15 protein-coding genes and 2 pseudogenes are annotated in these 22,080 nt (G+C 66.9%); 12 read left to right on the top strand and 5 right to left on the bottom strand.

The features are described 5' to 3' along the window. Positions 1–215 precede the first annotated feature (215 nt). The 3 genes from SSP29_RS43120 to SSP29_RS61040 form a co-directional block, all read right to left on the bottom strand. On the bottom strand, positions 216–725 hold the full coding sequence (locus SSP29_RS43120) for a hypothetical protein (protein ID WP_150136050.1): 510 nt from the start codon (positions 723–725) through the stop codon (positions 216–218). A gap of 29 nt (positions 726–754) precedes the next feature. Further along, a complete protein-coding gene (locus SSP29_RS60580) occupies positions 755–913 on the bottom strand; it encodes a helix-turn-helix transcriptional regulator (protein WP_089106421.1) in 159 nt (52 codons plus the stop codon). Positions 914–1,152: 239 nt separating this feature from the next. Beyond that, positions 1,153–1,602 carry a MarR family transcriptional regulator gene (locus SSP29_RS61040; RefSeq protein WP_107436385.1) on the bottom strand — a complete coding sequence of 150 codons (450 nt, stop codon included), beginning with the start codon at positions 1,600–1,602 and terminating at the stop codon, positions 1,153–1,155. Between the two features lie 407 nt (positions 1,603–2,009). On the opposite strand from SSP29_RS61040, the gene SSP29_RS60570 reads away from it, so the two are divergent. The 10 genes from SSP29_RS60570 (at position 2,010) to SSP29_RS43070 (ending at position 12,084) form a co-directional block, all read left to right on the top strand. After that, a complete protein-coding gene (locus SSP29_RS60570; RefSeq protein ID WP_245883522.1) occupies positions 2,010–2,153 on the top strand; it encodes a hypothetical protein in 144 nt (47 codons plus the stop codon). A 12-nt stretch (positions 2,154–2,165) separates the two neighbouring features. Next, a complete protein-coding gene (locus SSP29_RS60565; RefSeq protein WP_150136086.1) occupies positions 2,166–2,333 on the top strand; it encodes a TauD/TfdA family dioxygenase in 168 nt (55 codons plus the stop codon). 83 nt (positions 2,334–2,416) lie between these two features. Further along, a complete protein-coding gene (locus tag SSP29_RS60560) occupies positions 2,417–2,725 on the top strand; it encodes a hypothetical protein (RefSeq protein WP_150136049.1) in 309 nt (102 codons plus the stop codon). 60 nt (positions 2,726–2,785) lie between these two features. Beyond that, a complete protein-coding gene (locus SSP29_RS60555; protein WP_150136048.1) occupies positions 2,786–3,478 on the top strand; it encodes a YhaZ family DNA alkylation repair protein in 693 nt (230 codons plus the stop codon). Between the two features lie 582 nt (positions 3,479–4,060). Continuing rightward, positions 4,061–5,710, top strand: a complete 1,650-nt coding sequence (locus SSP29_RS43095) for an ATP-binding cassette domain-containing protein (protein WP_245883521.1) — start codon at positions 4,061–4,063, stop codon at positions 5,708–5,710. 60 nt (positions 5,711–5,770) lie between these two features. After that, entirely contained in the window at positions 5,771–6,937 is a 1,167-nt protein-coding gene (locus SSP29_RS43090) for a tyrosine-type recombinase/integrase (protein ID WP_150136046.1), read from the top strand. After that, a complete protein-coding gene (locus SSP29_RS43085) occupies positions 6,934–9,453 on the top strand; it encodes a tyrosine-type recombinase/integrase (RefSeq protein WP_089106420.1) in 2,520 nt (839 codons plus the stop codon). Before SSP29_RS43090 ends, SSP29_RS43085 begins: the two co-directional genes overlap by 4 nt. Beyond that, on the top strand, positions 9,450–10,013 hold the full coding sequence (locus tag SSP29_RS43080) for a DUF6262 family protein (RefSeq protein ID WP_089106419.1): 564 nt from the start codon (positions 9,450–9,452) through the stop codon (positions 10,011–10,013). Before SSP29_RS43085 ends, SSP29_RS43080 begins: the two co-directional genes overlap by 4 nt. A 158-nt stretch (positions 10,014–10,171) precedes the next feature. Further along, on the top strand, positions 10,172–10,780 hold the full coding sequence (locus SSP29_RS43075) for an ArsR/SmtB family transcription factor (RefSeq protein WP_089106418.1): 609 nt from the start codon (positions 10,172–10,174) through the stop codon (positions 10,778–10,780). Then, positions 10,777–12,084: an MFS transporter gene (locus SSP29_RS43070; RefSeq protein ID WP_089106417.1), complete on the top strand. Its 1,308-nt coding sequence runs from the start codon at positions 10,777–10,779 to the stop codon at positions 12,082–12,084. Before SSP29_RS43075 ends, SSP29_RS43070 begins: the two co-directional genes overlap by 4 nt. Positions 12,085–12,358: 274 nt before the next feature. Here SSP29_RS43070 and SSP29_RS43065 read toward each other — a convergent pair whose 3' ends face one another. Next, entirely contained in the window at positions 12,359–18,343 is a 5,985-nt protein-coding gene (locus SSP29_RS43065; RefSeq protein ID WP_245883520.1) for a DNRLRE domain-containing protein, read from the bottom strand. Between the two features lie 1,684 nt (positions 18,344–20,027). Further along, a pseudogene (locus tag SSP29_RS57545) lies at positions 20,028–20,330 on the bottom strand (nucleotidyltransferase family protein); the annotation flags it as partial. Between the two features lie 368 nt (positions 20,331–20,698). Between SSP29_RS57545 and SSP29_RS57535 the strand changes: the two are divergent. Together SSP29_RS57535 and SSP29_RS43040 are read left to right on the top strand one after the other, a co-directional pair. Next, positions 20,699–20,950: pseudogene (locus SSP29_RS57535) on the top strand (ABC transporter ATP-binding protein); the annotation flags it as partial. 95 nt (positions 20,951–21,045) lie between these two features. Next, a complete protein-coding gene (locus SSP29_RS43040) occupies positions 21,046–22,056 on the top strand; it encodes an NUDIX hydrolase (RefSeq protein ID WP_089106414.1) in 1,011 nt (336 codons plus the stop codon). Positions 22,057–22,080: the final 24 nt, after the last annotated feature.

Here is a 22,080-nt window from a genome sequence, read left to right as displayed (position 1 = left end):
CAAGCCGAAACGGCCCGCCGACCACGCCGACGGACCGTCATGAAAAATCGAGGCTAGCAGTCGGGCAACCTGAGCCGGGTTCGGCACGCAGTCGGGACCGACTTCATCGGCGACTTCCGGCGTCGTCCACCGAAGACCGATCAGCGGGTTCCGCGCGAAGTATCCGCGTTCAACGGCTACGCCAAACACCTCGTTGACCGCAGCCTTCTTTCGCTTCACGGTCTTCGCGGCAGTGGCCGTTCCATCGACCTTCCGACAGAGTGCGTCGAGGCCGCGCCGCAGCACATCGGAATCATCCAACTCGCCGCGTTCTTGTTGAAGGCCCAGGAGTAGAGCGCTCGCCGCAGCACGCGGGGCGCCGGGTAGCTGGCTCCTGGTTCAACGAAGGCTGGCGTGATGGCCGCCAAGGCATCTGCCAGCGTGCGTCGCGTGTTCCCCGGTGTTCGGTCCCACCGTTGCTCGATGTACTCCCGGGCCAGGACGTACCAAGTGGTCCGCTGCTTCAGGGCCCGAAGTTCGGAGGCCGGCAGACCCGTCCGGGCATCGAAGGGTTCGCCGTCGCGAGCGGCGGTCATGAGCTTGGCGCGACGGCTCTCCGCCAGCCCTCTGGTGAGGAAGGACTCGGACTTTTCACGCCCGTTGACCGTCCAACGAACCTCAAATCCCTTGCGGCGATCGGGCCGCTCGCGAATGTCCCAGAACCGGACCTTGTAACTCATCGCCATTCAGGCGTATCCCTTTCGCACGCCTCCCATCACGCATCCAAGTCAGCGCGACGGCAGCGCAGTTCGCCATTGGGTAGCTTGATCATTCGGGGTGCCTGGCCGCGAGCGCGTAGGCGGTAGAAGGCCGATTGACTCATCCGGATTTCCGCCAGAACCTCGGCGAGCTTGAGCGCAGGTGGACGAGCCATTGATGTTTCCTCGGGAATTCCGGATTTGTCGGCCGCCCAAGCGGCAGCGCGCGCAACTTGCACTCACTCCGTCACGACTGATGGGCAGGCGCTGCCACTTGCGGGTGCAGGACACCGACATGAAGGGCTGTAGTGTCCGAAGGGCTCCACCGCCAAGCACAGCCGCTGCGAACACCTCAATGGTCGCGACGATCGCCGGTTTGGCTAACCGGCGATCGTCGGCTATGTTGCGCGCCGCATCACGAACCCGACGTCTGCTTGGGATCGCGGTCGGCGAGGGCAAGCTGGTAGGACCGCAGGTCACGGGATGCGCCAACAGAGGCGACCGCTAGTAGGCCATAATCCGTGAGACGGTTGAGATTTCGCGCAGCGAGGCCCTCGGAAGCCCTGATTGCCTGTGCGACTTGCCGCATTGTGGCGCCAGGATGCGCCGCAACGTACTCGAGGACGATACGGTCGCTGCGATAGCCGCGTTGCAAAAGATCCTTGCCGAACAGGCCAGCCGCGCAGACGCAGAGCCCCGTGGATACCGCAAGGTAGTCGCCCGCCGTTTGGCCGACCCAAGCGCTCAGTCCGCCAAGGGCAAAGAGCGCGGGTGAAGTGAAGCGGGCAGATCGGACAGCGGATTCAGACAGCCGCGCCTCCCAAGTAGGAGCGATGCCAGTGGGACAACTCACCGGACGCGTCATTCCGAGCAGTTTCGGAAACCTGATCGCAGCCGAGGAGTAGCGCCGTCTGAAGCGGTATTTTGCGAGACGTTGTACGTTGACATGGCCCTGGCGTAGATGTCCAGTCTTTCTGTGCTCTTTCTTGTCTGTCGTGGGCGAATCCCCTACTCACCGCCCCATGATGGGGCGATCCGGTACGGACTCGCCGCGGGGAAGGCTAGCCGCAACATCAGGACCGTCCTAAGAAACCGACGGAAATGATTCGACCGTTTTCCAGCCAAATGGCGAAGTCAGCGACCGCCAGCATCGACGGGCCGCAGCCTTCGCGGCGAAAGGAGCACCCGCCAGCCGAACGGTGCGCCATTGAACGGCATATGGCGGCAATGCGACGGAGACGGGTGACCGCCGACTGCGGACAAGATTCCCGTGTGGCTGGCCCCGACAGCGGGCAGAAACGTTCGGGCCGGCCCCGTCTGCCGTGGGGCCGGCCCGTGACCCACCCGGTCACCGGTACCCGCTCGCTGCTGCTCGGCTCCATGGTGATCAGCGGCCTCACAGGACTCCCCGAGTAGGAGAGCCGCGCCCTGATCGGCGAACTGCTGGAGCACACGACCAGCGCGCCGTACGTCTACAGCCACCGCCGGAGCCAGGGCGACCTGGTCGTGTGTGACAACCTCGCCACCCTCCACACCGCCTCCCTCTGCGACAGCTCCCGCCGGCGCCGGCTGCTGTACCGCGCCGCCGTCCGATAGCCGAAAGCCTCGTGTTCACACCGCCGGATGACCCGCGGCGCGAACGCGAGGGCTGCCCCCGTAGCCAGCCCTACGGTTTGCCCATGACCGTGAAGGTTCCCCTGAAAGAGACCGCCCTCAACGCCGAGCGCATCGCCCGCATCGGCCGCGAAGTCCATTCGGCCTGCCCCGAGTTCGACATCGACAGCTTCGTAAAATCAGTGACGGCCGACCTTCCCCGGCTGGAACTCAGCGCCCGGATCGCCCGCACCAGCGAGGGCCTGCACGCCCACCTTCCGGTCACCGGCCCCGACGCGCTCGACATCCTGCTGCGCTCCCTCCCGCCGACGCCCGAGGCCGCCGGCGTGACCAACGACTTCGGCCTGCACATCTACTCGCCCCACTCCGACTAGGTCTCCCGCTACCTGCGTACCGCTGAGCACCTGGACCAGGCGCTCGCCGCTCTGGCCCGCATGACGGGGTACTTTTCCGCCGAGCTCCCGGTGCGGCACTTTCTCGCCGACTTCCCCGACGAGACAATGAAGGCCGTCGGCGCGTGGACCCGTGACGAGGACTTCCGGGTGCGCAGACTGGCGAGCGAGGCCACCCGACCCCTGCTGCCCTGGGCTCCGCGGATCCAGCTGCCCGCCGACGCGGCACTGCCCGTCCTCGATCAGCTCTACGACGACGCTCACCTCTATGTCCGCACCTCCGTCGCCAACCACCTCAGCGACATCGCCGCCAGCCAGCCCGACCTCGTGCTGACCACCCTTCAGCGGTGGAAGCAGTCGGGCCGACTCGCAGACGAGCACTTCGCCTTCATCGCCCGGAGCTCCCTGCGCAACCGGCTGAAGGAGGGCTGGCCGCCCGCCTACGCCATCCTCGGCCACGCCCACGATGCGCCCATCACGCTCACCCCCCTCGTCCTGGAGCGCACCGAACTTCGCGACGGCGACACCCTGAACTTCTCCGCCGCTCTCACCGCCACCACCACCGCACCAGTCCACGTGATGATCGTGATCGCCACCACGGGGCAGAACGGCCAGCCGCGGGAGAAGGTCTCCTTCCTGCACCGTGCCACAGCCGAAGCCGGCCAAGAACTGCGGCTCGCCGAGGCACACCCGCTGCGCTCGACCGCACGGTGGAAGGTCTCACCGGGCTCCTAATCCCTCGCCCTCCAGGTCAACGGCCGCCGCCTCCCCTCCGTCGCCTTCACCGTCCTCAACACCTGACACCCTCCGCCCCGTCCTGCTCTGAACACCACCGCACAGCCGCCGCGGCCAGGTGCGTGCTGTCCGCAACCCCCTGAAGGAGTGAACCACCCTGATCGAACGAGTTTGAGTCGCGCCCGCCCAGAGCCCGCCCGCCCTGCACCCGGCATTAGAACTCGCGTTCAGCAAATGCCCTCCGATCGGGCCGTGACGGGACCAGGTTCAGCGCGTTTTTAGAGCATCAGTGCCACACCGACGCCCAGACGGAGGACACGCCATGCACCCCACCCCTGCCCCCTTGCAGCAGCCTCCCGGAATCGAACGGCGGCCCGGCGTGATCACGCACAGCGTTGACGACAAGCTCAGCTCAGCACATCCGGATACGGGGTGGGCGGCATGAGTGAGCCCACCGATGCATCACCCGACAGTGTTCCGGGACCGCGCACCACCCCCGCAGCGTCCCCCTCCGCGCCGTCCGCCAGAACGTCCGCACCCTCGCCGGACGGCACTTCGCCCGCGACCGCTCCTGAGCCGCAGATGCGGTACGTCGACCTGACCGGCAGCCGAGAGGCAGCCGGCCGCTCAATCCGGATGCGCGACATGGCCCGCCGCCTGCCGCAACTGGTGCGCCGCTCGCTGGCTCTCGCCTGGCGCGTCGACCCACGAGCAACCGTCGGCCTCCTGCTGTGCCAGACCGTCACCGGCGTCATGCAGGCCCTGGGCCTGGTCGCCATCGCCGGCACCCTGACCGCCCTGCTGCGCAGCGGAGACGTCTACCACCGGCTCCTTCAGGCGTGGTCCTCCGTCGCCCTGCTCGCCGGAGCCGCCGGCGTGCGCGCGCTCCTCGGGATCACCGTCAACTGGCTCTCCTCTCGGCTGGGCCCGCTGATGTCACGCGAGGCCGAGCACATGCTCCTCACCGGCTGCGCCGAGGTGGAGCTGTGCGCCTACGACGACCCCGACTTCAACCGCGACCGGGAAGCCGCCGACCGCGGCGCCCAGGTCACCGGCGACCTGATCAACGAGGGCCAGGACCTGATCGCCTCGGGCGCCAGCTTCCTCGCCGGGGCGATCGTACTGACCGGCGTGCACTGGGTCCTTCTCCCTCTCCTCGTCGCAGCCAGCCTGCCGCAGGCCCTGGCCCAGGTCAGCGCCGCGCGCGTCCGGTACCTGGCGAACCTCCGCAGCAACGGCGACAACCGGATGCTGTCGGTGCTGCGCTGGCACATCTACACCAAGGACGCCGCCGACCAGATCCGCGCCGGCACCATGGCCGACTTCCTGTCCGGCCGGTACCGGCACACGGTCGCCCGAATCAACCGCGAGGACCGGGCCGCAGCCGACAAGGGCGCCCGGATGTCCCTGGTCGGCGCGCTGTGCGGAGGGCTGGGGTCGGCGGTGGTGTGGGCGGCGGTCGTGTGGCTGCTCGCGACCGGCCGTATCACCGTCGGGCATGCCGGGACGGCTGTCTTCGCCCTGCAGACGGTAGGCACGTCGGTCCGCGGTCTGGTAGCCGTCGGTGCGCGCGCCGTGCGGACCGGGCTGTACATGGACGACTGGACCGGCTTCCTCGAAAAGGCCGGCGGCTTCCGCATGCGCCGGGGCGCGCGCCGTCCCGAGTCGCCGAAGACGATCGAGGTCAAGTCGGTCACCCACCGGTACGCCGGCAAGGAGCACGACGCGCTGTCCGACGTCTCCCTCACCTTGCGCCGCGGCGAGGTCACCGCGCTAGTGGGCTTCAACGGCTCGGGCAAGTCGACGCTGTCGAAGCTGGTCAGCGGTCTCTACCTGCCCACAGGCGGACAGGTGCTGTGGGATGGCGTTCCCACCGGCGACGCCGACCCGCAGGCCCTGTGGCAGCAGGTCGCTCTCGTGCCGCAGAACTACGCGCACTGGCCGCTGACCGTGCGCGAGAACGTGACCCAGGGACAGCCCACAGCGCGCGGCGACGCGGCGGTCCGCGAGGCGTGCGAGGCGGCCGACGCCGACGAAGTCGTCGACAAGCTCGGTGCCGGCCTGGACACCCTCCTGGCCCGCGAGTGGCTCAACGGGGAGGAGCTCAGCGGCGGCCAGTGGCAGCGCATCGCCCTGGCGAGAGCGTTCTTCCGCCAGGCCGGTCTGCTGGTCCTCGACGAGCCGACGGCGAACCTGGATATCTATAGCTCCTGCAGTCCGGCAGGGACATGAGTCTTTGTCCCTGACCGTCTGCCTCGTGACCAGTATCCGAGAGCTGTAGGGACGTTAGGTATGTTCGTGATCATGATGGGTGGGTATCGCGCTGAGAGGGCGCTGGGGCCGGTGGATGGGTCCATAACCTGGGTTGTTGTGGATGACGGGTTCTCGCTGCACGAAAAGTCTTGTGCGTTCTTGGCGGGGCTGCGGGCGCGGGGCCGGTCGTCGAACACCGAGCGGGTGTACGCCGGCCGTGTGGCGGTGTACCTGTCGTGGTGCGAGGCGAATGGAGTGGACTGGGCTCGCCCGGGACTGCTTGATCTGGCTCGGTTCCTGCGGTCGCTAGTGGCGGAACCACTGCCAACGCGTGGGCGTGACGGTGGCGGGATGCCGCGGTTTCGTACCGAGGCGACGGCGAACGCGGTGATGACCGCGGTGTGCGAGTTCCTGCGGTTCGGGAGCCGGCAGGGCTGGGTGCCGGCCGAGGTGGCGGCGTCGTTGACGGAGCCGCGGTATCTCGCGTATCTGCCGTCGGGATTCGACCCGGGGGAACAGGGCCAGTTCCGCAGCGTCCGGTCACGGATGCTGAAGTATCCCGCGGCGGTGGAAGGCCCGCAGTGGCTGTCGGATGAGCAGATCGAGCAGCTCCGGGCGGTCGCCGTTCGGGGCCGGGACCGCTTCTTGGTGTCGCTGCTGGCCTGCACCGGGATGCGGATCGGTGAGGCGTTGGGGCTGCACCGGCAGGACATGCACCTGCTGCCGAACTCCACGATGCTGGGCTGCCAGGTGGCGGGGCCGCACGTGCATGTTCGGCGCAGGCTGAATGCCAACGGGGCGCTGGCCAAGTCGCGTTTCTCGCGGTGGATCCCGGTGACCGAGGACCTGGTCGACGGGTATACGGAATATCTGCATGAGCGGGCCGCGCAGTTGCCGGGTGAGGTGGACAGCGACTGCGTGTTCGTGAACCTGTATGCAGGGCGGCGGGGCCGGCCGATGACGTATGTGGCCGCGAAGGACATGTTCGACCGGCTTGCGCGGCGGGTGGGGTTCGAGGCCCGCCCGCACATGTTGCGGCACTCCGCGGCCACCCGCTGGATCCGTGCGGGTGTCGACCGCGATGTGGTGCAGCGGCTCCTCGGTCACGCCTCGGCGTCGTCGCTGGATGTGTATCTGCACGCCGGTGATGAGGAGCTTCGGGACGCCGTGACTCGGGTCGCAGCCGGTCGGAAGGTTCAGGCATGACGCTGGCCGTCGTCACGGAGCTGGCCGAGAGCGGCCCGGAGGGCATCGATCTGCAGGCGTGGAAACGCTGGCTGGACAGCGCCGTTGAAGCCGACTGGCGGCCTGGGGAGTGGGACGGGCTGTCGCTGCTGTTCACCGGCGATGTGGACAATCCGCGCACCCGCGCCTACTCCTGCCGGACCGTGGCCTGTTCCACGGTGGTGCACACCAACAGCTTCTGCTTTCGGTGCGCCCAGCAGATGAAAGCCGGTGGCCAGTCGGCTGAGGAGTTCGCCGCCGTCTATGTACCGGCGCGTTTGGCGGTCGCCGGCGGGCAGGATCCGGCTCGCTGCGCTGTCCAGCGCGCGGGGCGCCGTTGCGGCTACCCGGCCTCCTCGCGGGGGCTGTGCATTGTCCACTACCAGGGCTGGCGCAAGCACTCCGGACGGCCGACCTTCACCGGTGCGGAGCTGACAGCCTGGGCGGCAGAGTCAGGGGTGCCGATCGAGGACCAGGTCCCTGCCTGCGCGGTGCCAGGGTGCGCCAGTGCGGCAGCGCCGCGTCGAGTTCTGTGCGCGTATCACCACCGGGCCCGGGCGGCGGCCGCCCGGCGTGGGGAGGCAGGGTCGGACGCGGCGTCCTGGGCAGAGGGACAGATCCCGTTCCTGCTGCAGCATCAGTTCTCGCTGCGTCCCCTCGGCGAGCTGGTGTGCTTGGAATTCTTGTACGCGCTGCAGCAGCGTGATGCGCGCGGCGCGAAGCTGGACACCCAGTGCGTGCGCCACATGGTGCGCACTATTGCCGGCACCGAGAGTCTGCTGCTCATCGACCGGGCGGAGGCTTTGTTGCTGGTGGAGCGGGCGTCGAACAACACCCGTGCGCACGTCAAGGAGTTCTTCCGGCACGCTAGAGCCGGATACGAGCAGGCCCTGGGGCGGGGTCCGCGCGATGGCGAGGTGTGGGACGCGGTCAGCGCCAAGCTGGCCTCGCGCTACAGCCGCTCCGGCCGCCGCTACAACCAGGGCACGATCGACTTCACGAAGATCGCCCAGCCATGGCTGCGTCACGCGGCGCTGGAGTGGGCACGGGCCATGGACCCGGACACGTTCGTGCTGCGCCGCACCTTGGACTCCTGCCTGCGCGCCTCGGTGACACTGCAGGCCCGTCCGGGCGGCGGGCATGACCCGGCCAGTCTGACGTTCGCCGACATGGATGCGGTGGTGGAGGCGTTCAAAGACGCTCGCAAACCGGACGGCGAACGATACGTCTTCACCGTCCGCCGTGACCTTCTGACGAAGTTCTTCCAGCTGCTGGACTTCGGCCGCAAGGCCGGGCTTCTGGAGGAGCTGGCCGGCGGCTTCGCCCGCCACCAGTCGCACATGATCCCCACTGAGGAACGCGAGGACGAGGAGGCCGGCAAGGCCATCCCCGAGCCGGTCATCGCCCAGCTCGACGCGCACGTGAACACTCTCGGTGTCGGCTTCCCTTACGGCCAGATGGCGCCCGCCGATGTGCAACTGATGTTCCAGACCGCGTACGTGGTGCTCCGTGACACCGGGCGCCGCCCCATCGAGGTGTGCTCACTCAAGACCAACTACCTGGAGATTGACGGCGACGACGTCACGCTTATCTGGGACAACCACAAGAAGAAGCGCTACCGCCGTCGCCTGCCGATCACAACCGACACCGCCAGTGCGATCCAGCGCTGGATCCGGCGACGCGAGAAGCTGAACCTGCCGCCGCGCAGCCGCACCTATCTGTTCCCGGCGATCTCCGCCGACACCGGGGTGCCGCACCTGGTGTCCGGTAACCTGGCTCGGGCGATCCGTGCCTGGGCCGACGCCCTGCCCGCCCTCCACTCCGGGAACCTCGATCGCGACGGCGCCCCGCTGCCCTACGACACCGCCGGAATCTTCCCGTATGCGTTCCGGCACTCTTACGCACAACGGCACGCCGACGCGGGGGTGCGCCCCGACGTGCTGCGCGATCTGATGGACCATCGCTCGGTAGACACCACCATGGGCTATTACAAGGTCTCCCTGGAACGCAAACGCGCCGCCGTGGCCACCATGCGCCTGCAGGTCGTCGACCGCTCCGGGAAACCCGCGCCCATGGCCTCGACCACCGCCTACCAAGCACGTTCCGTCGCCGTGCCCTACGGCAACTGCACCGAGCCGACGAACATCAAAGCCGGCGGGAAGAGTTGCCCGCTGCGCTTCCAATGCGCTGGCTGCGGCTTCTACCGCCCCGACCCCTCCTACCTGCCCGCCATCGAAGAACACCTCCACCAGCTGCGCACCGACCGCGAGACCGCTCACGCGCTGGACGCAGCCGACTTCGTCACCCGCAACCTCACCGACCAGATAGACGCCTACACCGAAGTCGCCGAGAAGATGCACAAACAGCTCGCGGAACTCCCCACCGATCAGCAGACCGAGATCGAGGAAGCCGCACGGATCCTACGCAAAGCCCGCGCCGCCGACGGTCACACCTTGCTCCCGCTCACCGTCATCAACCGCGGCCAGGGGGCCTCGTGACCAGTCCACGACTCCCCGGCCAGGTGCTTCGCGAGGCCCGCCGCAAGGACAGCCGCGACAAACGCGCTCGGGTCCTGCACACCCTCGATGACCTCCTCACCCGCGGCGAGCCGGTCACCTTCACCGCGGTCGCCAAGGCAGCGGGCGTCTCGAACTGGCTCGTCTACGCCCCCGGCGTCCGCGAGCACATCGAAGCCGCCCGCACCCAGCAGGCCCGCACCGCAACCAGAGGCGACGCACCTCGGGCGGCGAGCGGTGCCATGAATACGCGCACCGACCTGGAAGTTCTACGCGCTGACAACAAACGACTCCGCGGCCAGGTCGGCGACCTCAAGGAAGCCCTGCAGCGTCAACTCGGCCGACAACTCGACCAACTACAGGCGACCGACCTCACGGACCGGATCGGGGAACTGACCGCACAGAATCAAGAGCTGCACAGCCAGCTCACCCAGCTCCTACATGAGAATCAGGAACTTAAACGGAAACTCGCCGAGGCCAACGACGACCTCGTCGCCGCCCGAGCGAGCCTCCGGCGCATGATCCGAATCGAGAACTCGTAGCAGCTGTCTGGTCCGGGACCTGCCGCTTGACCAGCGTCCTGACCTGGCCTGTCAGCCCGCCGCCCGCACTTGATCGCACCTGCTCCGCTGGGACGCGCAACAGGTGCGGGAGATGTGAGACTTGACTCTCACGATATGTGAGAGGAATCTCTCACGTTATGGATTCTGGTAATCGTCTGGGCGATATCGAGATCACTGATCGGCAGGCGATGCGGGCGCTGGCGCACCCGGTGCGGCTGGCGATCCTCGAACGCCTGCAGCGACACGGGCCGGCAACAGCGACGCAACTCGCGCCCGATGTGGGAGCAACCCCGTCAGTGACCAGCTGGCATCTGCGGCATCTGGCGAGCTTCGGTCTGGTCCGCGATGCCGAGCCCGGCCCGGACCGTCGCCACAGACGGTGGGAGGCGGTGGCACGGGGCTTCCGGTTCGAGGCGCCGGAGGATCCGGACGATGAGGAGGGCTGGTCGGCTGCGCGGGTCCTGTCCCGAGAGATGTTCCTGCGCTCAGGCGACCTGCCGAACCGGTGGGCTGCCGAGGTCGAACCCAAGCTCGATCCGGTGTGGCGACGGCTTGCAGGTCTGGCCAACACCCGTGTTGTCGTCTCCACCGACGAACTCGCAGCCATCGAGGACGCGATCGAGCGCATTCTCGCCCCCTACGTGATGCGCGACGAGGCCGCGCGTCCGGACGACGCCCGTGGCGTCAGGCTGCTGCGTTACGCCTTGCCGGAGGGTGCCGAGGATCAGACCGGCGGGACGCCATGAGCGCGGCAGACCAGTCCTTACCCGTATCGATGTGGCGTGATCGGCGGTTCCGTCGTTTCTGGGCCGGCCAGTCGATCTCGCAGTTTGGCGACCGGATCACTGAACTGGCCCTGCCACTGATCGCGGTGGAGGCGCTGCACGCTTCAGCCAATCAGGTGGCGTTGCTGACCGCGCTCATCTGGACCCCGAACCTGCTCGCGATCCTCCTCGGTGCCTGGGTCGACCACCGCGTCCACAAGCGGCGCCTGATGGTTCTCGCCGACCTGGTGCGGGCGGCAGTGCTGCTCTCTCTCCCGGCTGCCCATCTCTTGGGAGCAGTGACGCTCGGCCAGTTATATGCCGTGGCCTTGCTGACGGGCGCGGCCGAGGTGCTGTTCAACACTGCCTATCCGCCGTTCTTCGCCCACCTGGTGCCTCGCTCGTCCTACGTCGACGCGAACAGCAAGCTCAGTGCCAGCCGTTCCGCGTCGTACGTCGCCGGACCGGCGATCGGCGGTGCTCTGGTCCAGGCGTTGACCGCTCCCGTCGCCGTCGCCGTCGACGCCCTGACGTTTCTGACGTCTGCGGTTCTGGTCGGTCGGGTATCGATCGACGAACCGCCCGCAGCACCTGACCAAGCAGCATCCTCGCTGCTGAGGCGTGCCAGGGAGGGACTGGTCTTCGTCGTCCGTCACCCGGTGCTGCGAGCCAGCCTCGGGTGCGCGGCGACCGTCAACTTCTTCACCTTCGTCGCGGGCAGCGGGCTGATCGTGCTGTTTGCCAGCCGAAACCTCGGACTGACCGCAGGAGTCATCGGCATGGCGTTCGGAATCGGCGCCACCGGCTCGCTCCTTGGCGCGGTGATCGCCCCGAAGATCTCGCGAAGACTCGGCGTGGGCCGCAGCATCGTGGTGGGCGCCGTGCTGTTCCCGGCACCGATCGCCATCGCCGCTGTTGCGGGCGGCCCTCTCTGGGCTCGCGCCGGAGCCTTGGCCGTGGCCGAGTTCCTCTCCGGAGTCGGCGTCATGCTGTTCGACGTCAACCTCAACTCCCTCCAGGCGGACGTGATCCCCGATGGCATGCGCAGTCGAGTCGCAGGTGCGTACAGCACGATCAATTACGGCTTACGCCCTGTGGGCGCAGTCTTCGGCGGCCTCCTCGCTACCCTCATCGGCCTCCGGGTGACCCTGCTCATCGGGGCCGTCGGCGGAGCGCTGTCCCTGCTCTGGCTGCTGCCCTCGCCGATACCACGCATCCGCTCCCTGACTCCGGACCATCCGGGGGCTCCGGACAGCGACACGGACGCGCGGCCATTGCCTTGCTGATTGTTGAAAGGATGCGAAAAATGGGCCCTCTGCTGCTTGCGCATTACAGGGGCCCATTTTTCAACTATGCTCGCTGACGCTTTCGCAGCCTACGTAGGATGTCTGCCACATATGTTAGGCATCCCGTTCCGAGGATTGCGGAGAAGAGCGTCTCGTGTCGCATGCCGAGCCATATGGCAAGGCTTCCGAGCGTGATTGCGATGATTGCTTCAGCTGCTGCTTGAAGCCTGTCTGGGCTGGCTCTCATTTCGGCCTTTCAGGTTGGTTTACTGTCTCAGCATCTGCCCCACCAAGCGCCCCACGTCGCGAGGCCCCATCCTCTGACCCCGGCGAACGTCATTTTCGTGCATTTCCCGAGAGATCTGGCCACTACTGATACTGAGGTGATGTACCAGGCGACCATCCGTGCCCAGAAAATGAGCCATTTGTATTTCGACGGCAGAGCGTCCTTCACGATGCCCAGGAATGTACCCACGATTCCTCCGCCTGCCGCCATGGCCAGTGTCTCCCGTCTGCTGAAACTGACGTAGATCCAGCGGACCGGGGACCACCAGTGGGTCCACCATGAGACTCTGTATGCACCGGTGATATCGGTGCAGCCGACGGGTTCTGCAACGCAGTAGTCGTATGCGTTGGCGTTGCCACCGGGGATGGGGTCGGTGGAGAGGAAGCGTCCGGTGGCGGGGTCGTAGAGGCGTACGCCCATGAGTATGGAGCTGGTGGGAGTCTCGCTGGATCGCTGCTGGCTTCCGAGCCAGCCGTAACGCGAAGTGGAGTCGTCGTTTTCTGGGTTGCCGTACTCGTCGTAGGCGAATGTGGTGGTCGCGGTGGAGGAGTCCAGCGGGAGCTGAACGGTGATGTCGCCGTGGATGTCACTGAGCTGCAGGACGGTGTCGCCGGTTGCTGTGGTGAGGGCGCTCAGGTCGCCGTCGACGCCTCGCACGTTGCGGGCGATCGTGGAGCTGGTCTCCTGGGTCCAGTTGGGGCTGTCACCGTCGGCGCCGTAGTGATTGGTCTTGGATCCGGTCTGGGTCCAGGTACCGTCGCTGCTCTGGGTCTCGGTGGTCCAGGAGGCGAGGCGACCAGCCCCGTCCAGGTTCCAGGTCTGTCTGCTGGTGCCAGACGTCTGCTGGTGGACGAGGTCGTTGGCGTAGTAGCCGATGGTGTCGCCGGAGGCCTGGGTGGTGGTGCGACCGAAGGCGTCGTAGACCGTACCGGAGGTCTTCAGACGGTCGGCGCTGTCGTAGGCGTACGACGTGTTGGTGGCGCCGGTGGAGGTGCAGGCCGCGCCGACGTCGCTGGTGGCGACGGCGAGGGCGGTGCGGTTGGTGTTGTTGTCGAAGGTGTAGTCGCGGCGGGTGCAGACACCATCCGGGTCGGTGTCGTCGGCCCGAACGAGGCGGCCGGCCGCGTCGTAGGTGTAGGTGCGTGAGCGCGTCAGGCCAGCAGTGTCACTGTCGTTGACTGTCTGCCCGAAGACACCCTGGTCTGTGGTGTCCGAGGCCACCACGGCACCGTCACTGTCGCGTGTGTAGACCCGGGAGGTATTCGTGCCGGTCTCGTCCTGACCGACAGTCAGAGTGTAGTTGCCGGGCAGGGACTCGGTGACGAGGTCGCCGTCCGCGTCGTAGGTGGCGCTGTAGGTGCCGGCGACAGAGTCGGTGCGGGAAGTCTCCAGGCCGCGCGGGTCCTTGGCGGTGTCATAGGTGTAGGTGGTGGTGGACGGGGCGGAGTCGGTGGTCTTGACCGTGCGGTCGAGCGCGTCGTACTGCGTGCTGGTGGTGTTGCCGGCGCCGTCGTTGTAGGAGATCTCCCTTCCAAGCTGGTCATAGGCGTGGGTGATGGTCTGGCCGTTTCCGGTGACCGTGGCTACCTTGCCGTTCTCGGCGTCGTAGGTGGTTGAACTGTCGGGTACCGCGGTGCCTATGCCTCCGCTGACGGCAGTCTTGAGGAGGCGGCCGGCTTCGTCGTAGGTGTGGCTGGTGGTGCGGGTGACGGAGTTGGCGGTCTCGGTGGTCTTGGCTGTGTTGCCCCAGCGGTCGTACTCGGTGGTCTTGGTAGACAGTTCGCTCGGGTTAGAGCCGCCGTCCGTGATGGTTCCGGCCGGCCCGGTGGAGCAGACCATGTCCGCCCACTCGGGCTTGCCGTTGCAGGTGCCCGAGCCGGTGGCAGACCAGTATGTGGTCACGGTGGCGCCCGCGTCCGAGCCGGACGACTTCGGCAGGGTCGTCTTGGTGACTCTGCCTTGCGAGTCGTACGAGGTGGTCTTCTTCAGCGCCAGCCCGGCAGGGTCGTTGATCGTCGCCGTGGGCAGGCCCTTGACCCAATTGTATTCGGTGGACATGGTGTGCAGGTCTGCGTCCTGGGGATAGCCATCGACCTGGGCGCCCGCCGTGGTGGTAGTGACCTGGTTGTCGACAGTGGCTGATCCGTCAGTGGGGCGGTTCTCGTCGTAGGTATTGGTGGTGTGCTGCCGGGCCGAGACCCGAGTGCCGGCGGGCAGATCGGTTCCACCCGCGCCGGCTTTCAGCGTCGAGGTAAGGGTCGCCACGTGGAGGGGACCGTAAGTGTCTGTCTCACGCTGACCGTCTGCGGAGTACACCGAGCGGGTCGACAGCAGTTCGGCCCGGACCGCTGAGGCCATCTGGTCGATGCTCAGTGCGACTTGCTCCGCCTGTCCGTCACCGCTGCTGGCGAGGGCCAGTTCGCGGTTGGCCGCAGTCAGTTCGCGGACGGTGTTGCCGACGCGGTCGTATTCGGTGGTCGTGATGTGCCCGCCGGGAGTGGCGCTGTTGACTTCGTGGCCGGAGGCGTCTGTGTAGGTGATCGTTGCCCGGGTGTAGTCGGAGGCGGACAGTTCGCTTCCGGTGTGCGACGCCGGAACGGAGTCAGCCGGAAAGACTGCGGTCGCGTCGGTCGGCACGTCGCTCTGCCCCCAGGACGCAACGTCCGAGGTACTCATGCTGTTGGGCGCCTTGCTGCCACTGAGCGGTATGTCGTAGACCACGCTGGTGGTGGCGGTGGTGCCGTCAGTGGTGCTCTTGGTACCGGCCGTCAGGTTCGGGCGGGCCGCCGACAAGAGCATGCCTTCGCCTGCGGTGGCGGTGCTGCCCGCCTTGCCATAGGTGAAAGTCCAGGGCAATTCACCCGGCGGGGTGAGGATGGTGATACGACCCGCACTGTCATAGGTGTAAGCGGTCTTGAGTCCGGTGCGCGGGTCCCCCTCCTCGCGCAGGCGGCCGGAGCTGTCGTAGGAGTACTGCGCGACGACAGTGGCGGTCGCTGCGGAAGCGCCGGGAGTGGTCGCCCATTCCTTGATCTGCTTGACCTGCCCCGTGTAGTCCCCCAGGGCACCAGAGGAGGCTGTGGTGGACGTGGCGTAGACGAACTCAAACAGGCGGCATCCGACCGTCGACGGCGTACTCTCGCACGTCGCCGATGTGACCGCCGAAGTGGGTGCGATGACGTACTTCGGGCGGGCCAGCGGGTTGCTGCTTGAGCTGCTGGGGTCCTTCTCGGAGACGATCCTCGTGGTGGAGTTGTCCGTCGGGAGCGAGGTGCTGTCCACCTGCCAGGTGGACGCGGCGGAGTCCACCTTCTTGAAGGTGGTCGTGGAACCCTGACTGTCCGTCACAGTGAAGACCGAGACGTCGGACGCGTCATTCGTCGCCGTTCCGTCGCTGTCCGTGCTGCTCAGGGTCAGGGCTTCTGCGCCGGGCTGAGGCTTCCAGCTGTCACCACTTTCGGCAGTGAAGCCGGTTTCCATGCCGTCCCCGTCGACCAGTGCCACCGATGTCTCGGAGGTGCTGCGCACGTACGCCCACTCGGAACCCGTCACGTCCGAGACAGTGCCGGAGACCCATTGAGAGCCGAAGATGGCCGCCTGGCCCTCGGACTCCGTGCCTGCACTCGGGTTGCGCGAGGATGCGGTGCGTGACACCGACAGGCCGAATCCATAGGCATCGGTAGCGGACAGGGTGAAGTCACCGGTCAGTGTGTTCACCGCACCAGGGCCCACGAGTTCGCTGGGGGCGGTTCCGGCATTGCGGTCCACTTTGATGGTGTGCGCCGGGGAGTACGCCGTGGCTGAGCCGTCGGTGAAGGCGGCGCGGATGTCCAGCGCTCCGTCCTCGGACAGCGACGACGTCACATTCCAGGTGAGCGCGGCCGGACTGCCGCCGGAGACGGCAACCGGCCAGGCGGAGACGGCCGAGCCGTCGGAGGACTTGGTGACGTCCCCGACCGGGACCGTGTGCCAGGAGTCGGTCTCGCCGCGGCGGTACTGGTAGGTGACGCCGGTGTAGCTGGTCTTGCCAGTCGAGGTCAGGCTGACCCGTCGGGCGGCGCTGTCGCCCTCGGCAGGAGTGAGCAGTCCCGCGCCGTCACCGACGCCGAAGGCGTAGCTGGTGGTAGCCGAGGAAAGGTTTCCTCCGGAGTCGACGCTCTTGGCGTACAGCTTGTGCCAGTCCTCGCCCGGCTTGATCGTGATGGTCTGTGCTTCGCCGCCGGTCCCGTCGGTGGTGTCGTAGACGCGGTTGGGCACGGAGGAGTCGTCCAGCCCCCAGGCGAAGCCCATGCCGTCGGACGAGGACGTGTCCAGGGTGCAGGTGGCGCCGCTGTCGTCCTTGGCTGTCCACGTGTCGGCCGTGTAGGGGTCGCAGGAGATGGTCGGAGCGGCCGGCAGTGCGGTGTTCATCGTGAAGACCGTGTACGACGACCAGGAGCCGTAGTCCGTGCCGTCGTAGCCCCGTACCCGGAACCGCAGGTGAGTCCCGGCGGGGAAAGCGGACGCGGACGGGATCGTTAGCTTCGCCGTGCCTCCGGAGACGACCGATGACGAGGTACTCGTGTAGGAGTACGTGGTGTCGGCGTAGGCCGGGTCGGCGCTGACCTCGAACTGGGCCTTGACCGTGCTGCCGTCGGCGTCGGTCGCCTTCGCCGACAGCGTCGGCGTCAGCGAGGTCACGTACGTCGTGCCGTTGTACGGGTTGGCGTACTTCGGGGAGACGGCAGCGGAGGCGGTGGTGGCGTACGAGTTGTAGGTCACCGTCAGTTTCGGCGCGTACCCGGCGGTCGCGTAGTTCGCCGAGCGGTAGCGCCGCCAGGTCAGCGAGTCGGTCTCGTCGGCGCTGTTGATGCGCAGGCCGTAGTTGGGCAGGCCGTCGGCCCAGGCCTGCACGATGTCATCGAGGCCCCAGCGCGACCAGGTTGCCGGGCAGTCAGAGCTGTAGCCCCATGCACCGGTGTTGACGACCGCGCCCACGGTGGTGGTGGTCGGCTGGTCGCCCCAAGTGATGTTGGAGGACGACCAGTCCGACGTGATCCGCCGTGCCCGGGTGCCCGCCCCGGGGCTGCACGAGGAGGACCAGTAAGAATACAGCGCAAGGGTGGCGCTGGTGATGTGTTTGCCCTTGAACGGCGACACGTTGAACTTCAGGTACGAGCGCGCCTTGGTCGTGCCCGCGTCGTAGGTGCCCGACTTCAGCTCGGTGGAAGAGATCTGCGAGTCGGTGTAGTCGGGGGTCTGCACCCAGGTGTCGGTGGTCACCGCGAGGGTGGTGGTCGGGTCGATGGTGACCGGGTAGGTCGCGGCGGCCAGGAAGTCCTCACTCGGTGAGAGGACCAGGGTCTGCGAGCCGTCGTCGGCGGTCTCGATCTTCGTGGTCACCTGCTGCTGGTTTGCGGACTCACCTGAGGCATCGTCCTTGGACCCGTCCCACATCATCGGGGCCGGCGCCTCGGCCACCAGGTCACCGTCGGTGTTCTTCAGCAGCAGATGTCCGGAATCGGCCTGCGAAAGCTTCAGTCCCTTCAGATCCAGAGGGATCCGGTAGGACGCGCTGTCGCCGTCGGGCTTCTGGGCGAGGGTGAGGTGCTCGGAAAAGCCCTGGGCCAGGGCGCTCACCGAGAGAGTCTGGCCGCTGCCCAGGTCGTAGGAGGCGGTGTTGTTCTTCACGTCCGGGGCCGGCAGGGTGTCCGCCCAACCCAGCCCGAACGACTCCTTGTCCTTGGTCACCGACGCCAGTGCGGTGTCCCCGCCGTCGGACACCGTGATGTCGGCAACCGTCGCTGCCGGCGTGAGGTCGGCTCCGGTATCGGACAGTGAGGTGTCGATGTCGTGCCATTTGCCGTCCTGCTTGACCCGGACGGGCCCGGCGTACGTGTCCGTCTGCAGTTCCCCGCTGGGCAGCGCGTACGTGGTCGAGTCACCGGCCCGGGCGGACAGCACCTCGATCTTGCGGTCCTGTAGACGGGCCATCAGTACAGCTGACGCCTCGTCCTCGGCCTCAGCCGGACCGGACGTGTCGGACGCCGCCGATACGGGCTCGGCCACAGCTGTGGCCGAGCCCGTCACAAATACCGTGCCCGTTACCAGCGACACCAGCGCAGTCTCGGCCGCGACGACCATCGCAACGCCGACCGCGTTCTGCCGCAGCCAGCGCACCCGCGAGGGTCTCCCCTTTGCTCTGCCATGGGTCACAGATCTGTGACGCATGATCAGCTCCCTCCCCTTTTACGCTCCGTAGTGTTGAGACAACACAAACGAGACGATCTTGACGACGGGGCGAGATCAGTACTTCACAGCAGGCAAACAGGGCAATGCGAAGGCCAAAATAAGTTAATCGTTTAGCAAATTCAATAGGGGTGCGAAGTTAGGAAATGTCCCATTAGTGAAAAATAGTAGTTTTACTTGTTGATCAATAAGAGTGGAATGCGTGAAATGCCCCCTTAGTGCAATCGCAGATTCTTTACCGAGAGAAGGAGGAAACTTAGTGGAGATCGTGAGGATTTCCTTCAAAAGGATCGAGGCTGCGCGCAAGTTGCGTATCGGGCCATCTGTCCGAATGTGGATAGCCTCGAGTCACCATAATGGAATATTACATTGACGGAAGATGAACTCACGGCATCGCAAAGAGTATATCGGCTGTTCAGAGAGGTAGAGAGGCGCGGCAGATCATGCCGATAGCCCAGGAGCTTCGCCTGGATGGCCAAGCCCGCGGGGCGTCAACGCAGTTCGGACGCTCCGCAGACGCTGAGCTCGGAAGCTGCCGACATCTGGCTGGCAGAAGCCCGGCGGTTGCCACTTCCGGCGACAGCCGGGTGCGCCCGCGTCATCGCCTTGGCAACGGGGCAGATCGGGTTGCCAAGATGATGACGCTCCCGCTGGTCAGATCGCGCTCGAAGACCGTATCTTGCCCGCCCAACCGGCTCGCCTCCGTCGCCTTCGTCCGAAGTCTGTGAGCGGCTGCCCATCTGTCACACTGATCTTCGGAGGCGTGTCGCAGTGGGCGACGTCGCGGGGAGGAGCCTCAACCAAAATGTCTCGTTGGATAGTTCTCGCTGTGCCCGTAGCCGGCGTGGCAGATACGGCACGGGATACGCGTACTGTCTCGGAATTCGACGGGAGTCCCGAGGAGGCTGAGGTAACCCTTCGCAATACAGCAAACACCTTCGAGCAGGGCCTGTCGAAAATTCGGCGTCGCGAGATCTTCAAGTGCTCGGAGCGCTCCTACTTTGTGCGCCTTCATGGGCGTGTGTCGACGTACGCCTTTATCCTCCAACTCGCTGAACGGATCCACGACTCCGAGCCCTGGTGAACAGGCGCTGCGCAGGCATCTCGCCGCACCGGTCGTTGTGGTCGAACACGATCTGGTGGACGCGGCCGGCGCAGGTGCGCCAGTCCAGGAGCTGCTCGCGGGTCGGGTCCTTGAGGACCAACCCCGGGTAGACGACGCCCAGCAGGCTGGGTGCAGGGCAGGGAGCGGGCAGCATGGCTGGCATCCGCGAGCCAGCCGACTCACCGACGGCGGGCTGCGCGGCCGCGGCGTGAGCGCAGGGTTGGGCGGGCCGCCACCTACCGAGTTCCGAGCGATACTCCCCACCAGTACTCGCCAGCCCACGCCTGGGCGGTCACGTCCACGTGCAGCTTCCGATGAACGGCATCAGCTTGACCATGGCAGCACGGTGAGCTCCGGCCAGTCGTACCTCCAGCGCTCCGCCTTGGCCTCATAGACCTCCTGCGGGGCAAGCACCGGGTTCGGCCGGACCATCAGGTTGAACACGTTGGAGAGCCCATGGGGCGCATAGACACGCCGCCCACCGCCGGGGTCCAGTCACACTCAGAAACAGTACGTCGTCGAGGCGACGGAGTCGATCACCGCCTCGGTCGACTCGTGAGACGCGCAGGGCACTCCGAATTTCTGCTCGTACGCGAGATGCACGCGGGCCTCGTTGCGGATCTCCACGGTGGGAATGGCTGACCTCATCGTCGTGGTCGAGGACGGTCGGATCGAGGAAGTTGGAGACGACGCCACGCTGTTGTGGCGCGACCCCTATTTCCCTCAGCCCGAACAGCGCGCGGCCCATGCCGCCCGCGGGGTAGCCACCCGGAGCTGGAGCCATTTGGGCGGGGCTGCGAGCTCCGCACCGAGCCCGTCGTCCTAGAGGCCGCCCACCGCCACGGCGTGACTTCGGCCCATGTGCTCCTGCGCTGGCACCTCCAGCTCGACGCCCTGCCGATCCCCAACCTGGACCTGGCCGGGATCATGCCTAACGTGCCTGGAGGCAACCATGCCGCCCGACTCGGACAGATACTTGACAGCTATAGATAAAGATGGATCCCCGCGCCGAGTACCGCATCTTCCAGCGGCTTCGGGACCTCGCCCGGGACCGGGCGGTGTTGCTGGTGACCCACCGCATCACCAATGTTGCCATCGCCGACCGCATCGTGGTCCTCGACGACGGCAAAATCGTCCAGGAGGGCACCTACGCCCAGCTCTCCCAACAGCCGGGCCTGTTCCAGCAGTTGCTGTCCTACCAGATCACGTCCGAGCCGGACGGCGAGAAGCGCGAGACCCCCGCATGAGCGGCCCCGGCGCCACCTCGGTACGCCCCGCCGAAGCAGCCGCACCCACGGCCGCAGACGACCCCGCCCCACCCATGCCGTCCCGAGGTGATGACGTGCCGCTCACCCGTTCCCACATCCGCACGACCGCCGAGGCGTACCTGGCCCGGCATCCGCACGAGCGGGAATCCCTAGCCGGGCTGTTGTCCCTCCTGGACGGAGCCAACGCCCCGGCCAGCCGTGCCACGCTCCCCGGTCACGTCACCTGCAGCGCGGCGGTCATCGACCGGGAACAACGCGTCCTGCACATCGGCCACAAGGTCACGGGGCTGCTCCTCGCTCCGGGCGGCCATGTCGAGGGCGACCGGACGCTCCTGGCCGCGGCGCTGCGGGAAGTATGCGAGGAGACAGGCATCCAGCCGGGCGACCTGTGCCTGACCCCGCAGTTCCTCGGCGCTCCGATCGACATCGACGCCAACCCCGCCAAGGGCGAAAGCGAACACCAGCACTTCGACTTCCGATTCGTCTTCTGCCTCGTGCCCGAGCAGCACCCTCAGCTCACATTGCAGGACGATGAGGTTGCCAGCGCCCGGTGGGTCGAGTTCGCCGACGTCAGGTCCCCGACCTTGCGTGCCAAGCTCCTGGACGCCCGAGACCAGGGCCTCGGCGGGCGGCCAGAGCCCGTCAACGCCTCCGCTCTGATCCACGACGGCCACGGCAGATACCTGCTCCACCTGCGGGACCAGCGTGAGGGCATCTGGGCCCCTGGCACGTTCGCTCTCCTCGGCGGCGGCCGTACGGTGGAGGACGTCAGCCTGGAGGCAACCTTGCGACGGGAGCTCGCCGAAGAGGTCCCGGGCCTGGAGGTGAATCGCCTGACGCCGTACGCCCTGGAGGAGGCGACAAGCGTCGACGGCTTCGCGGTGCCGATCCAGGTCTTCGTGGGCCGCTGGAGCGGTGATCCGGACACGGTGGATCTACAAGAGGGCGTGCTGCTGCGGTGGTTCACTCCGGACACGCTGGAGCAGCTGCACCTGAGCCCCGGTCTCGGTGACCTGGTCCGCCGGCACGCGGCCGAGCATCCCCCCCGCCAGCAGTCCGCCGGCCACGGCCCGGCTGCTGCGTGACGGGGCGCCGGAGGGAACCGAGCT

The sequence above is a fragment of the Streptomyces hyaluromycini genome (assembly GCF_002217755.1).
GTDB classification, from domain to species: Bacteria; Actinomycetota; Actinomycetes; order Streptomycetales; family Streptomycetaceae; genus Streptomyces; species Streptomyces hyaluromycini.
Note: the sequence above shows the minus strand (reverse complement) of the source record. Positions and strands in the feature narration are given on the sequence as shown.